The organism is Vibrio sp. TH_r3, from assembly GCF_033101115.1.
Classification (GTDB): domain Bacteria; phylum Pseudomonadota; class Gammaproteobacteria; order Enterobacterales; family Vibrionaceae; genus Vibrio.
The window spans coordinates 1-14589 of the sequence record NZ_JAWMPW010000042.1 but is presented as its reverse complement, the minus strand read 5'-3'; the positions used below and the strand labels follow the sequence as shown (position 1 = coordinate 14589).

12 protein-coding genes are annotated in these 14589 nt (G+C 40.1%); 5 read left to right on the top strand and 7 right to left on the bottom strand.

The annotated features are described in order from the left end of the window. Window positions 1-254: 254 nt before the first annotated feature. Entirely contained in the window at window positions 255-692 is a 438-nt protein-coding gene (locus R3X26_RS18310) for an Hsp20 family protein (protein WP_317718770.1), read from the top strand. A 96-nt stretch (window positions 693-788) separates the two neighbouring features. Here the strand turns inward: R3X26_RS18310 and R3X26_RS18305 are convergent, their stop codons facing one another. The 4 genes from R3X26_RS18305 to tusA all read right to left on the bottom strand — a co-directional run bounded on the left by R3X26_RS18305 (window position 789) and on the right by tusA (window position 5533). Then, entirely contained in the window at window positions 789-2039 is a 1251-nt protein-coding gene (locus R3X26_RS18305) for a valine--pyruvate transaminase (RefSeq protein WP_317718769.1), read from the bottom strand. 79 nt (window positions 2040-2118) lie between these two features. Next, entirely contained in the window at window positions 2119-4185 is a 2067-nt protein-coding gene (glyS, locus tag R3X26_RS18300; protein ID WP_317718768.1) for a glycine--tRNA ligase subunit beta, read from the bottom strand. Window positions 4186-4187: 2 nt separating this feature from the next. Further along, window positions 4188-5108 carry a glycine--tRNA ligase subunit alpha gene (gene glyQ, locus R3X26_RS18295; RefSeq protein ID WP_317718767.1) on the bottom strand — a complete coding sequence of 307 codons (921 nt, stop codon included), beginning with the start codon at window positions 5106-5108 and terminating at the stop codon, window positions 4188-4190. Window positions 5109-5284: 176 nt separating this feature from the next. Beyond that, window positions 5285-5533, bottom strand: coding sequence for a sulfurtransferase TusA (gene tusA, locus R3X26_RS18290; RefSeq protein ID WP_317718766.1), 249 nt, complete (start codon window positions 5531-5533; stop codon window positions 5285-5287). 264 nt (window positions 5534-5797) lie between these two features. Here tusA and R3X26_RS18285 point away from each other — a divergent pair, with 264 nt between their 5' ends. Further along, on the top strand, window positions 5798-6742 hold the full coding sequence (locus tag R3X26_RS18285; RefSeq protein WP_317718765.1) for a LysR family transcriptional regulator: 945 nt from the start codon (window positions 5798-5800) through the stop codon (window positions 6740-6742). Window positions 6743-6852: 110 nt separating this feature from the next. Here the strand turns inward: R3X26_RS18285 and R3X26_RS18280 are convergent, their stop codons facing one another. From R3X26_RS18280 to fadB, 3 genes are all read right to left on the bottom strand, one after another. Continuing rightward, window positions 6853-7833 (bottom strand): MDR family oxidoreductase, encoded by a 981-nt coding sequence (locus R3X26_RS18280; RefSeq protein WP_317718764.1) that lies wholly within the window; start codon window positions 7831-7833, stop codon window positions 6853-6855. Window positions 7834-8179: 346 nt separating this feature from the next. Next, window positions 8180-9346 (bottom strand): acetyl-CoA C-acyltransferase FadA, encoded by a 1167-nt coding sequence (fadA, locus tag R3X26_RS18275; RefSeq protein ID WP_317718763.1) that lies wholly within the window; start codon window positions 9344-9346, stop codon window positions 8180-8182. A gap of 25 nt (window positions 9347-9371) precedes the next feature. Next, window positions 9372-11543: a fatty acid oxidation complex subunit alpha FadB gene (gene fadB, locus R3X26_RS18270; RefSeq protein ID WP_317718762.1), complete on the bottom strand. Its 2172-nt coding sequence runs from the start codon at window positions 11541-11543 to the stop codon at window positions 9372-9374. A gap of 229 nt (window positions 11544-11772) precedes the next feature. Between fadB and R3X26_RS18265 the strand changes: the two genes are divergently transcribed. From R3X26_RS18265 to hemG, 3 genes are read left to right on the top strand one after another with little or no spacing between them, the layout of a single operon-like run. After that, entirely contained in the window at window positions 11773-12411 is a 639-nt protein-coding gene (locus R3X26_RS18265; RefSeq protein ID WP_317718761.1) for a YigZ family protein, read from the top strand. 31 nt (window positions 12412-12442) lie between these two features. Next, window positions 12443-13900 carry a TrkH family potassium uptake protein gene (locus R3X26_RS18260; protein ID WP_317718760.1) on the top strand — a complete coding sequence of 486 codons (1458 nt, stop codon included), beginning with the start codon at window positions 12443-12445 and terminating at the stop codon, window positions 13898-13900. 10 nt (window positions 13901-13910) lie between these two features. After that, window positions 13911-14438 (top strand): menaquinone-dependent protoporphyrinogen IX dehydrogenase, encoded by a 528-nt coding sequence (hemG, locus tag R3X26_RS18255; RefSeq protein WP_317718759.1) that lies wholly within the window; start codon window positions 13911-13913, stop codon window positions 14436-14438. The last annotated feature ends 151 nt before the right edge of the window (window positions 14439-14589 follow it).

The window sequence follows — 14589 nt, the reverse complement described above, 5'->3', positions numbered from 1 at the left end:
CTGCTTTGGCAGTGTTTTTTTTTGCTGAAATTAAAAAATTTTTCTTTTTCTCTTGAAACTCTCTTTTTAGGACATATATCTAGTTATGAAAAGATGCCGTAAGGGTCTTTGTATCGCTCGTCCAATTTGGAGAGCAAATAAGTTAACAGAAAGATGAGATTAAGTATGTCCATTAGGAATACGTAATCTAACACCTTAAATACCCTATAAAATTAGGACATTTAAGGCTATTGCTTAATTAAGAGGATAGAATTATGAGAACTGTAGATTTCACTCCACTATATCGCAACGCTATTGGCTTCGATCGTCTATTTGATTTAATGGAAGCTGGTACCACTAAAAATACTTCAAACGGTTACCCTCCTTATAATATTGAACAACAAGACGAAAACAAATATCGGATTACTATGGCGGTCGCTGGTTTTACAGAACAACAAATTGATATTACTCAAAAAGAGAATATGTTAATTGTTCATGGAGAGCGTAAACCAGAAGAAGATAAAAAATATGTTTATCAAGGTATCGCCGAAAGAGACTTTGAGCGTAAATTCCAATTGGCGGATTATGTCAAAGTTATCGGGGCTGCGATGGAAAATGGCTTGCTTCATGTGGACTTAGAGCGTGAAATTCCTGAAGCGATGAAACCGCGTAAAATAGCGATTAACGGCAATCACCTTATTGAAAATAACTAATTAATAAGGTTTATATTGACTGTATCCTTACTTAGAGCGCCTATTGGCGCTCTTTTTAGATAAGTTACAAATATAATTCCATTAACTAAGTTGAATTTATTCTTGGTAAGCTTTCATTACTTCTTCTGCAATTATTTTAATACCATCACGTACACTTTTTTCATCTTGTACATAATTCATGCGTATGCACTGACGAGTGTGTGGCCAGTCCGTACAATCTTGGCCAAAGAAAAAATATTCACCGGGAATAATTAATACGCCTCGGACTTTAAGTCGCGCATAAAGCTCTTTTGAAGTAATGGGTAACTCATCAAACCAAAGCCATAAAAATATAGCGCCTTCTGGTTTATGTATTTTAAAACGTGGATCAGTGATGGCTTGTTGCAACAATTCAACAGCATGCTGAGCTTTTTGTTGATAAAAAGGTTTAATGATCATCTGGCTAAGCTGTAATAAATCGCCAGACTCAATCATGTGAGTACCTAATGCAGGACCTATACCACTTGGTGCTAAACTAATAATACCATTTATATTCGTCATCGCCTGAACGACTTCTTCTTTCGCAATCACGATACCGCAACGAACACCAGGCAGGCCTAGTTTAGATAAGCTCATGCACAAAATAGTATTTTCATTCCAAAATGGTTTTACTTGTTCAAAAATAATATTTGGGAAAGGTGTTCCGTAAGCATTATCAATAATTAAAGGAATATTATTCGCTTGAGCTAATTGGTCTAGTTTCTCAACTTCCTCATCAGTTAGTACATTTCCTGTTGGATTGGTTGGTCTTGACGCACATATTGCTGCGATGGAATCATCAACGGTAAGCTGTTCAAAATCAACATTGTATTTAAACATACCATTGTCGAGCTCGGTTATTTCTGGTCGATAAGATACAAACAGATCATCACTTAATCCTGAATCGCTATAGCCGATATACTCAGGTGCTAATGGTAATAAAATTTTCTTTTTAGAGCCATCAGGTTGCACGCCAGCTAAAAGATTGAACAGATAAAAAAACGCGCTTTGGCTACCATTGGTTAAACAGATATTTTTCTCGCTTACAGGCCAGCCGTAGGTATCACTAAGTAGGTTGGCTAAAGCTTTAACAAATGCGTCTTGCCCTTTAGGACCATCGTAGTTAGACATGGCTTCAATAAGCTTACCATTGTTGAGCATATCACTACTGGCTTGATGAAAATAATCGAGCATACTTGGAATGGCCGCCGGATTACCACCACCAAGCATAATAGCACCAGGAGTGCGAAGACCTTGGTTAAGATCTGCCATTAGTTGAGTGATACCAGAATGTCGATTAAACTTTTCACCAAAATTAGAAAACTGCATGATTTTTTCCTGCCAGTCGTATGTTATAAAAAAGCCCCGTTCAGATGAACGGGGCTTTAAGTTCAAAGGGATTGCCCCGTTATTTTTGTAAAAGCGAGATATCTGCGATTTGTAAAAATAGGTTACGTAGCTTATTGAGTAGCGTTAAGCGATTTTTCTTTAATGCTTCATCATCAGCCATAACCATAACAGAATCAAAGAAGGTATCTACCGGTTCGCGTAGATCAGCAAGCTTACTTAATACTGCTTGGTAATCTCCAGTCGCATAAGCTGGCTCTAATGCTTCAGTCATCACTTCTACGGTTTGAGCAAGCGCTATTTCAGCCTCTTCTTTTAGTAATGAGAGATCGATATCGTCTGACAGCACACCATCGAATTTAGCCAGAATATTACCAACACGCTTATTAGCCGCAGCTAATGATTCTGCTGCATCCAATTGACGAAAGTGTGAAACCGCTTTAACTCGTTGATCGAAATCATTTGGTTTAGTCGGACGACGAGCAAGTACCGCTTGAATGATATCTATGCTGAAGCCCTGATCTTGATACCAAGCACGGAAACGGCCAAGCATAAATTCAATCACATCTTGTTCAACATTTTCATTGGTTAACTTATCACCAAATGATGCTTTTGATTGTGCAATGAGATCGACTAAATCTAGATTGTAACCATTTTCAACAATAATACGTAGTACACCTAAAGATGCTCTGCGTAACGCAAATGGATCACTACCTTTTGGTGCTTTACCTATACCGAAAATACCGACGATGGTATCTAGCTTATCCGCCATAGCGACCGCAGATGATATTCCTGAACTTGGTAGTGTATCACCAGCAAAACGAGGCATATATTGCTCATTTAATGCGATAGCGACTTCTTCTGCTTCACCGTCGTGGCGAGCATAATGCATACCCATCACACCTTGAGTTTCAGTAAATTCAAATACCATCGATGTCATTAAGTCACATTTTGCTAATAGTGCTGCTCGAGTTGATTTCTCTACATCAGCGCCAATCTTTTGTGCAATGTAACCTGCTAAGGTGGTAATACGATCAGTTTTATCTTTTATCGTTCCAAGTTGTTTTTGGAAGATGGCTGTTTCAAGTTCAGGCAAACGATCTATCAGTGGGCGTTTACGGTCAGTGTTAAAGAAAAACTCGGCATCAGCAAGACGAGGACGAACCACTTTTTCATTACCTTCAATAACCTGAGTTGGGTCTTTAGATTCGATGTTAGAAACAAAAATAAACTTAGGAAGGAGGTTGTTATCTTTGTCATACACAGGAAAGTATTTTTGGTCGCCTTTCATCGTATAAACTAAGGCTTCTGAAGGAACATTGAGAAACTCTTCTTCAAAAGATGCCGTGAGCACCACAGGCCATTCTACTAATGAAGTTACTTCTTCAAGTAGATCTTCTTCTATGTCAGCGATACCACCGACAGCAAGGGCTGCTTTTTGTGCGTCAGCAAGAATTATCGCTTTACGAGCATCATAATCCGCCATTACTTTACCACGTTGTTCCAGGATTTCTGGATACTGGTTAGCGTTCTCTATGGTAAATTCGGCTTCACCCATAAAACGATGGCCACGAATAGTTCGTGCAGAAGTAACACCAAGAATTTCTCCTTGAATAAGTTCATCACCTAACAGCATGGTTAATGTTTTAACTGGACGAATAAATTGTGTTTCTTTATCGCCCCAACGCATTGGTTTAGCAATAGGAAGGTTAGCTAATGCTTTGGCTGCAAGATCAACCACTAACTCTTGTACTGCTTGCCCTTTAACTTCTTGTTTGAAGAGAAGCCATTCACCTTTATCTGTTTTTAATCGATCGGCTTGTTCAACGGTAATACCATTACCACGCGCCCAACCTTGTGCTGCTTTAGTTGGGTTGCCATCGGCATCAAATGCGACAGAAATAGCTGGGCCGCGTTTTTCAACAATCTTATCTTGTTGACTTTCGATTAAATCCGTTACTTTTAGAGCGAGCCGGCGAGGAGCTGCATACCACTTAATACCTTGGTGGGTAAGTGATGCCTCTTTAAGTTCTGATTCAAAGTTGGAAGCAAACGCTTCAGCCAATGTTTTAAGTTGCGTTGGTGGTAGTTCTTCTGTTCCAAGCTCAATTAGAAAATTCTTAGCCATGACTATTTCTCCTCATCCTTATTTTTACACATTGGGAAGCCTAGCGCTTCACGAGATGCGTAGTATGCTTCGGCAACCGATTTTGTTAGGTCGCGAATACGAAGGATATAGCGTTGGCGTTCTGTCACAGAAATAGCTTTACGTGCGTCAAGTAAGTTAAATGCATGGCCTGCTTTTAAAATGCGCTCGTAAGCAGGAAGTGAAAGTGGTGTTTCTAAGGCGAGCAGTTCTTTACATTCTTTTTCGCATTGATCAAAGAAAGTGAATAGGAAATCAATGTCAGCGTGTTCAAAGTTGTAAGTCGATTGTTCTACTTCATTTTGATGGAAAATATCACCGTAGGTGGTTTTACCTAATGGACCATCAGCCCAAACTAGATCATAAACAGAATCGACACCTTGGATATACATGGCAAGACGTTCAATACCGTAAGTAATTTCACCGGTAACCGGTTTACACTCTAAACCACCAACTTGTTGGAAATAAGTAAATTGCGTTACTTCCATTCCATTTAGCCATACTTCCCAGCCAAGACCCCATGCACCAAGAGTTGGGTTTTCCCAGTTATCCTCAACAAAGCGGATATCATGAACCAATGGGTCAATTCCTAATACTTGTAAAGAACCAAGATAGAGCTCTTGGATATTATCAGGAGATGGTTTGATGATTACCTGGAATTGATAATAATGCTGAAGGCGATTTGGGTTTTCACCATAACGGCCATCTGTGGGACGGCGTGATGGTTGAACATAAGCTGTTGCAATTGGCTCTGGGCCAAGTGCTCTTAAGCACGTCATAGGGTGAGAAGTACCTGCACCCACTTCCATGTCTAAAGGTTGAACAATAGTACAACCCTGTGTAGCCCAATAATCCTGCAGCGCGAGGATCATACCTTGAAAGGTTTTGATATCGTATTTTTGCATAGTCAGGTTCGCGCGATTCTTCTGTCTGTTTAAGGGAAAAATAACGTCAAAGTATAACGACATATTACCGACGGGAGTAGGGCTAATCTTGTTTATTTATCCAACCTAGATAATAAATCTTACTTTTATTGATTTTTATTACACTTTTACTCGGAGTAAGGACGAGATAATGTGGCTTATTCGAGGCCTTTCTTAATTAAATACTCATAAGGCACTTGTTCTGTTTGAGCAGCGAGTAGTTGGTGATCCATAAAGCGACAAAAACTGGGGATATCTCGTGTGGTGGATGGATCGTCTGCTTTTATTAGTAGCACTTCACCATCTAACATAGTTCGCATTGTTTTTCTGACCATCATTACAGGTTCTGGACACCTTAATCCTTCTGCCTCAAGAGTTTGGTTAGCTATGGCTGTATTGATTATCATTAACGCTATCTCAGTTTATTTTTGAATGTTGATCATACTGTGAGGAAAAATAATTTCAATAAAAGCTTGGCAAACCCAACAAAGTTGGTTACATTTAATTAACAAATACGCAACATTATTCCAGTGATGTTTGTACTATTCCAATTTTTCTTGGGCTTCCCCGCTGAAAGGCGGGATTTTTTTGTCTGTAGAAACATTTTGTCTAAGTTATTTATTACTTGAGTAGTAATATAAAGCATCGTTTTTTATCTGAGGCTGCGCAAATTGGAACTGGAAGATATTTATCGCCGTGATTTAAATTTGCTCGTTGCACTGCGTGTTTTAATAGAGGAACGAAGTGTTAGCAAAGCCGCGCTTAGGTTAAACTTAAGTCAATCTGCAATGAGCCGAGTCTTGGGTCGATTGAGATCATTGCTAAACGATCCGTTATTTACTCGTCAAGGACAGCAACTTCTCCCAACAGAAAAAGCGTTAGAAATTGATAAGGCGTTAGGTGAACCGTTAGAGTCTCTTCGTTCCCTTCTTTCCGACAAAGAATTTAACCCCAAGAGTTGCGTGCAATCTTTTTCTATTGCAACCACCGACTATGCTATGCAAACCATTTTACCTTTTGCGTTGCCTCGCCTTTATCAAGAAGCGCCTAATGTTTCGTTAAAGTTTTTACCTTTACAGCACGAACAACTGATGTATCAGTTAACCACTCAAGGGTCAGATTTAGCTATTTGTCGGCCAACTAGCGCAATCGAACCTTTACATAGTGAAGTTCTTGGCAGAGTAGGGGTATTTTGTATGTTATCCAAGATACATCCGTTAGCGAATAAAGAACTTACGTTACAAGATTATCTTTCTTATCCACATGCAATGATTGCTATCAGCGACGGTGTCAAAGCCTTAATAGATCAAGCCCTGCAAGACCAACCAGAAAGAAAGACGATTATACGCGCTTATCATTTAGAAGCGGCTTTAGCCGTTATAGACACAATTCCTCTTATAATTACTGTGCCTGCAGATTTAGCGTATTTAGTGGCAGAAAGGCATGAATTAGTCATTAAGCCAATGCCTTTCGAATTTACGCCATTTGATTATTCGATGATTTGGCATCCTCGATGTGAACATTCACCGGCGCAAGAATGGTTGCGAAACTTGTTAAAAGAAGAGTGTGGTAAGTTAATTGCTAAGCGAGTAGAAGATTTAGGCTTGGAAGGGTAGTGTTAGATTAAGTGAACGCAATTTATTAACTGCGTCCACTTCATTGAAGGGCGATTTCTTGTAGACAATGGTCATTCGTGAGTTACATTTTATCCACAACTAACTGGTAGTTATAACTTAATGACTACACGTCCGGTAACTTGCCCATTAGTAATATCTTCTGCGTATTGGATTGCCTCATTTAAATCTATTTCAGTACACGCTTGCTCAAAGTAGCTGGTTGGCAGTAATTCAGATAGTTTCTCCCAAGCTGCAATGCGTTTTTCTAATGGACATGAAACAGAATCTACACCTTGCAGACGCACATTACGTAGTATAAATGGCATTACTGTTGTTGGTAGGTCAAAGCCTCCTGCTAAGCCACATGCAGCGACAGCACTATTATAATCCATTTGTGCGAGTACTTTGGCGAGTATTTTACTTCCTACTGTGTCAACTGCCCCTGCCCAAATCTGTTTTTCTAGTGGGCGAGCTGGTTGTTCAAATTCTGAACGATCAATAATTCGACTAGCGCCTAATTGCTCAAGTAATGGGCCATTTTTTTCGACTCGACCCGTTACTGCTGCTACTTTATAACCTAACTGAGCAAGTAGCGTAACAGCAACGGAACCAACGCCGCCACTAGCACCTGTGACCAGTACTTCACCGTCTGTAGGTTTTACATCTGCGTCAAGAAGAGCTTGAACACAAAGCATTGCAGTGAAACCGGCGGTACCAACCATCATAGCTTGCTTGCTATCCAGTCCTTTTGGTAGAGGAACTAGCCAATCTGCTTTCAATTTAGCTTTCTCTGCCATACCACCCCAATGGTTCTCACCAACACCCCAACCAGTAAGGACAACGTCATCGCCTTCTTTATAGCGAGCATCGTCGGAACTAATCACCTTACCAGCCATATCAATGCCAGGAACCATTGGGAAGTTGCGGATGATCTTGCCTTTACCTGTAATGGCTAAACCATCTTTGTAGTTGAGTGACGAATAATTAACGGCAACTAACACTTCTCCTTCTGGAAGTTGCGTTTCATCAATTTGCTCAATTGCTGCGAGCGTGCGTTTTTCTTCTTGGTTTAGAACTAAAGCATTGAACATGGTCATCTCCGTAAGGAATTAGCAGAAAGTCATAAATTTTAACGATTAAATCATGGCACGAATTGTATCGTTATCCAACTAATGAAAAAAATGAAAGTTTGTCATTTTTATTATGCATAATTTGCATATTATAAGGTAAAGGATTACTCAAATTAGTACTTTGTTCTATCGCATGGTTTTACAACTCTTGTAGTAAGACGAAAATGAATAGGTTAAGGCAGTGATAAAACAGAGTAATGAAGATCGCTCTGTTTTGTACAAGTCTTTTCAAACTAATATTTAATAAACACGATATTAATAAACTAAGGTTTAGCCATTATGATAAATCGTGTTTATTAATAATAGGTTAATCAACTCTTTCAAATATCGTTGCTATTCCTTGCCCTAGCCCTATGCACATTGTGGCTAAGCCAAATTGAGCGTCTTTCGCTTCCATAAGGTTTATTAGTGTGGTGGAAATTCGAGAACCAGAACAACCTAATGGATGACCAAGAGCGATAGCTCCACCATTGAGGTTGATTTTTTCATCCATCACTTCTACTAAACCTAAATCTTTTACGCAAGGGAGTGACTGTGCGGCAAAAGCTTCATTGAGTTCAATTACATCCATATCTTGTACTGAGAGGCCAGCTCGTTGTAGCGCTTTTTGCGTGGCAGGAACGGGCCCATAACCCATTATAGAAGGATCACAGCCAGAAACGGCCATCGAACGTATACGAGCACGAATCGGTAAGCCGAGTTGTTTGGCTTTATTTTCACTCATAATTAACATTGCTGATGCGCCATCAGATAAAGCTGATGATGTACCTGCGGTTACTGTGCCGTTAACCGGGTCAAAAACTGGTCGCAGTTGAGACAGACCTTGTTCGGTTGTTTCTGGACGAATAACTTCGTCGTAATCTAATTTAATCAATGAACCGTCATCGGTGTGACCTTCTGTTGCAAGAATTTCATTTTTAAAGCGTCCCTCGATAGTAGCTGCGTGCGCCCTAGCATGTGAGCGAGCGGCAAACTCATCCTGTTGTTGACGAGTTATACCGTGTAATTTAGCTAGCATCTCGGCAGTCAGACCCATCATACCTGCTGCTTTTGCTACATTTTTTGCTAAACCAGGATGAAAATCGACACCGTGGCTCATCGGTACATGTCCCATATGTTCTACACCACCAATTAAGCATATTTGTGCATCGCCCACCATAATGGCTCGCGAGGCATCATGAAGTGCTTGCATGGATGAACCACATAAACGATTTACCGTCACAGCACCAATTTGTTTCGGAAGATTGGCAAGCAAAGCAGCATTGCGAGCAATATTAAAACCTTGTTCTAAGGTTTGTTGAACACAGCCCCAATAAATATCTTCTATTTGATTCGGCTCAACAGAAGGGTTACGAGCAAGAATTCCTTTCATTAGGTGAGCAGACATATCTTCGGCTCTCACATGACGAAAAGCGCCCCCTTTGGAACGGCCCATTGGTGTACGAAGACAATCAACAATAACAACATTATTCATTATTAGATTCCTTTTCCAAAAGTGATTAGAGTGAACTGACTTGCTGTGCTTGATAGAAGGTGTCATTGTTTTCAGCCATATCTAGTAGCATTTGAGGTACCTGGTAAAGAGGGCCTAATGCACTATATTGAGCCGCTACTGCAACATAATCTTTTATTCCCAAATTATCTAAATAACGAAATACCCCTCCACGGAACGGAGGAAAACCGAGCCCGTACACTAATGCCATATCGGCTTCTTGTGGTGAGGCAATGATGCCTTCTTGTAAGCAAAGTACTACCTCGTTAATCATAGGAATCATCATTCTTTGAATAATAACGTCATCATCAAACGAGTGTGTTTTCGCACAAACGGGCTGTAGAAGAGTGAGTACATCTGCTGAGAATGATTTTTTAGGCTTGCCTTTGTTATCTATAGAGTAGGAATAAAAACCGCTACCATTTTTTTGACCATATTTATTTGCCTCGAACAATGCACTTATAGCATCTTTGCTTTGTTTGGCCATGCGTTGAGGAAACCCTTCCGCCATAACATCTTGAGCATGATGAGCGGTATCAATACCTACCACGTCCAATAAATAAGCTGGGCCCATTGGCCAACCAAACTGGTTTTCCATTATTTTGTCTATCTGAATGAAATCCGCTCCGTCTTTGAGTAACGCACTAAATCCACCGAAATAGGGAAATAGCACGCGATTGACAAAAAATCCGGGGCAATCATTAACCACAATCGGGGATTTGCCCATTTGTGCAGCATAAGCGACCACTCGATTAATGGTTTGTTCAGACGTATGTTCACCACGAATAACTTCGACTAAAGGCATACGATGTACCGGGTTGAAAAAATGCATTCCACAGAAGTTTTCAGGTCTCTGAAGAGATTTTGCCAATTGATTAATTGGTATCGTAGAGGTATTTGAAGCAATGATGCTTTGCTCCGAGACGTGTTGTTCGACTTCATTCAACACAAAAGCTTTGATTTTTGGGTTTTCCACTACCGCTTCAACGACGATATCTGAATCTTCAATACCTGCATAATGGAGGCTAGGTGTAATAGAAGAAAGAATGCCCGTCATTTTGAAACCATCAATTCGATTTCTTGACAATTGTTTGTTCAGTAATTTTGATGCCTCCTTCATCCCTAAATCTAAGGAGTGTTGTGCAATATCTTTCATCATTACCGGAACCCCTTTTAATGCAGATTGATAGGCTATCCCGCCGCCCATTATTCCCGCACCGAGAACCGCAGCTCGTTTGGTTTTCTTATTCGCTAATTTAGTTGCTTGTTTAGCAATGCTTTTTATATGTTGGTCATTTAAAAACAGACCAACTAATGAGGCGGCTTGTTCTGATTGTGCTAGTTTAATGAAGTGCCTTCTTTCAACATCTAATGCAGAATTTCGACTGTAAGTTGCCGCTTCTTCTATTGCCACAACGGCGGTAATTGGAGCAGGATAATGGGGTCCCGCTTTTTGTATGACAAGGCCTTTGGCGGTAGTAAAACTCATCATTGATTCTAGCTTACTCAAGGTTAATGCTGATGTCTTTTGCTTGCGGCGTGTTTGCCAATCCAGTTTTTGTTCTTTGGCTTGAGTGATGGTTTGAATAGCTGATTCAAGTAGCTTATCGCTGTCAACAATGGCATCAAGTAAACCGCTTTTCAGTGCATCCTTTGCTCGTTGAGGTTTGCCTGTTGTTATCAGTTCCATTGCGGTATCTGCACCAACTAAGCGTGGTAAACGTACCGAACCACCGAACCCTGGCATTATGCCTAGTTGGGTTTCTGGTAAACCAATACTGGTAGTTTTGTCACCAATGCGAAAATCGGTAGCAAGTACACACTCACACCCCCCACCTAATGCAAACCCTTTAATCATAGACAGAGTTGGTACAGGCAAATCTTCTAGTTTATTGAAGATGGCATTAGCAAACTGAAGCCATTGATCAAGTTGTTCCGCTGGTTGGGAAAATAAGCCCAAAAATTCAGTAATATCCGCTCCAACAATAAAAGAGTCTTTATCTGAACTGAGAATAAGACCAGTCAAATCTGGGGTGCTTTTTAATATATTAAGGGCCTGGTCGAGAGACTCTAGTGTGGCTAAGTCAAGTTTGTTGACCGAAGCCTGTGCGCAAAAACTGAGTTCAGCAATGCCATCATTTCGTTCTTTTACCTGTAGGGTATCGGCTTGGTAAATCATTATTTTTCTCCATTAAAAAGCAAAAAATCATTGCTATCTAGAGTCTATTTTTAATTATTATTAGCTCATTCGTCTGTTTTCTGGTTAGACCAGTTTTTTGATTTTGAACGAGGGGTATCAAAATATCAACAAAATTCAAACAAGTGTTTAACATTTGTGACATGGGTTTTGTACCTAGTGCGTTTTTATCGTGATAGACTAATAAAATGAGTACGTCAGAACTGCTAATATGAATGACCAACCTTACTTAATACCGACAGAAACTGTAGAGTTTGAAGAAGAGATAAAAAAGAGCCGATTCATTACGCATCTTGCTCATACTCCTAGCGTAGATGCAGCGAAAACCTTTATTAATTTAGTAAAAAGGCAACATTCTACCGCTAGGCATAATTGCTGGGCGTTTGTTGCAGGAAGGCCTGAAGACTCTATGATGTGGGGGTTTAGTGATGATGGGGAACCCTCTGGCACAGCAGGGAAACCTATTCTTGCTCAGCTAAGCGGATCTGGAGTTGGCGAAATGACGGCAGTAGTCACTCGATATTCTGGTGGAATAAAGCTCGGGACAGGTGGCCTGGTAAAGGCGTATGGTGGCGGAGTACAACAAGCACTTAAACAACTTCAAACAATAGAGAGAAAAATCACCGTTCATTTGCAACTAAGGTTAGACTATGAGTTTATGCCTTTAGTGAAAAGTATAATCGCACAATATGAAGCAACGGCGTGTCATACCGAGTTTCTAGAGTGGATAGAGATGACTATTGAGATAGAGCGAAGACAAGTCTCGGCCTTTACTCAAATGGTCATTAATAAAAGTGGTGCAAGAATTCTTGTTTCTCAAGGTTCTGCTGACAAATTAATAGATAACTAGGAAGCACGAAGCCTCGCTTCATAATGTATATATGCAATTTCGTTCGATTATCCGCATAGTCGGCTTATTATTAGCCTTATTTAGCATATCCATGTTAGCGCCTGCCTTTGTTGCTTTGCTCTACCGTGATGGTGCGGGTGTACCATTTGTTACTACGTTTTTTGTGCTGCTTCTTTGTGGAACGCTTTGTTGGTTTCCCAATCGTAGACATAAAAAAGACTTAAAGGCTCGCGATGGTTTTTTGATAGTGGTTCTATTTTGGACCGTTATCGGTAGCGCTGGAGCTTTACCCTTTTTGATATCTAAAGATCCTGCTATCTCGGTTACCGATGCATTTTTTGAATCCTTTTCTGCATTAACAACTACTGGTGCGACAGTGATTGTAGGTCTTGATCATTTACCTAAAGCCATTTTATTTTATCGGCAGCTTCTTCAGTGGTTCGGCGGAATGGGGATTATCGTGTTGGCCGTTGCGATCTTACCCGTGTTAGGGATTGGTGGTATGCAGCTATATAGAGCTGAGATACCTGGCCCAGTTAAAGATAATAAAATGACGCCAAGAATAGCAGAAACTGCTAAAGCGCTTTGGTACATATATCTCAGCTTAACAGTGACCTGTGCTGGTGCATTCTGGCTAGCGGGTATGAGTGTCTTCGATGCTATTTGTCATAGCTTTTCAACGGTTGCAATAGGTGGCTTCTCTACTCATGATGCAAGTATGGGCTATTTTGATAGCCATGCAATTAACATGATAACTGTGATTTTTTTGCTCATTTCTGGTTGTAATTTCTCACTACACTTCGCCGCGTTTGCTTCTGGAGGTGTTCACCCTAAGTATTATATTAAAGATCCCGAGTTTAGAGCTTTTTTTACCATACAAGGCTTACTATTTTTAGTTTGTTTCCTGTTACTGTTAATGCATCAATCTTACGGGTCAATATATGATGCATTTGACCAAGCATTATTTCAGAGTGTATCTATATCAACGACAGCTGGGTTTACTACCACAGGCTTTTCCGAGTGGCCTCTATTTTTGCCAGTTTTACTGTTATTTTCCTCTTTCATAGGGGGGTGTGGTGGCTCTACCGGCGGTGGAATGAAAGTTATTCGTGTTTTATTATTGACGTTGCAAGGTTCAAGAGAGATTAAACGTCTTGTTCATCCAAGAGCGGTATTCACAATAAAGTTAGGCGATAGTGCGTTATCTCAACGTGTAGTGGATGCTGTGTGGGGATTCTTTTCTGCTTATACGCTAGTTTTTATTATCTGTATGCTTGCGTTAATGGCGACAGGCATTGATGAATTAACTGCATTTTCTGCCATTGCATCCACACTCAATAACCTTGGCCCAGGTCTGGGTGATGTAGCTTTACATTATGCTGATGTAAATGATAACGCTAAATGGGTTTTAGTGGTGTCTATGTTATTCGGCCGCTTAGAGGTATTCACGTTATTGATATTATTCACGCCTACGTTTTGGCGTAGTTAAGGAACTATTTGTGAAAAAAATACTTTTTTTATATGCAACAACCGATGGTCAGACAGTAAAAATCTGCAAACACATACAAAGCGAGTTACCAGAGTATCACTGTGAGTTACAAGATCTGAATAACAGTGCTGCTGTAGATTTTTCTTCTTATGAAAAAATAGTTGTAGGGGCTTCTATTCGATATGGCCACTTGAGTAAAAACTTATATCATTTTATAGATGCCAATATAGAGGAGCTTAACCGGAATAAGGTTGCGTTTTTTTGTGTCAATTTAACTGCACGTAAAGAGGAACAAGGTAAAGATACCCCTGAAGGGAGCGTTTATATGCGCACTTTTCTAAAAAAGTCACCTTGGACGCCAAAGCTTCAAGGTGTTTTTGCTGGAGCACTTCGATATCCTAAGTATAAATTTTTTGACCGCATTATGATTCAATTGATAATGAAAGTTACTGGTGGTGAAACCGACACAACTAAAGAAATTGAATATACCAACTGGAATAAAGTAAGTGATTTCGCAAGTCGTATTAATAATATGTGAATAAAAAGCTCATTTTTACCCCTTATTGCGGCATTTTTGTTCGAACAGTAAAAAAATCAGTAAAAAGTGCAAAAAGAGGTTGCCAATGGGAGTCAGCTCTCTATAATGCGCCTCACTGACACGGCAGAGCCCACAAGGGTTACCGCTGAAG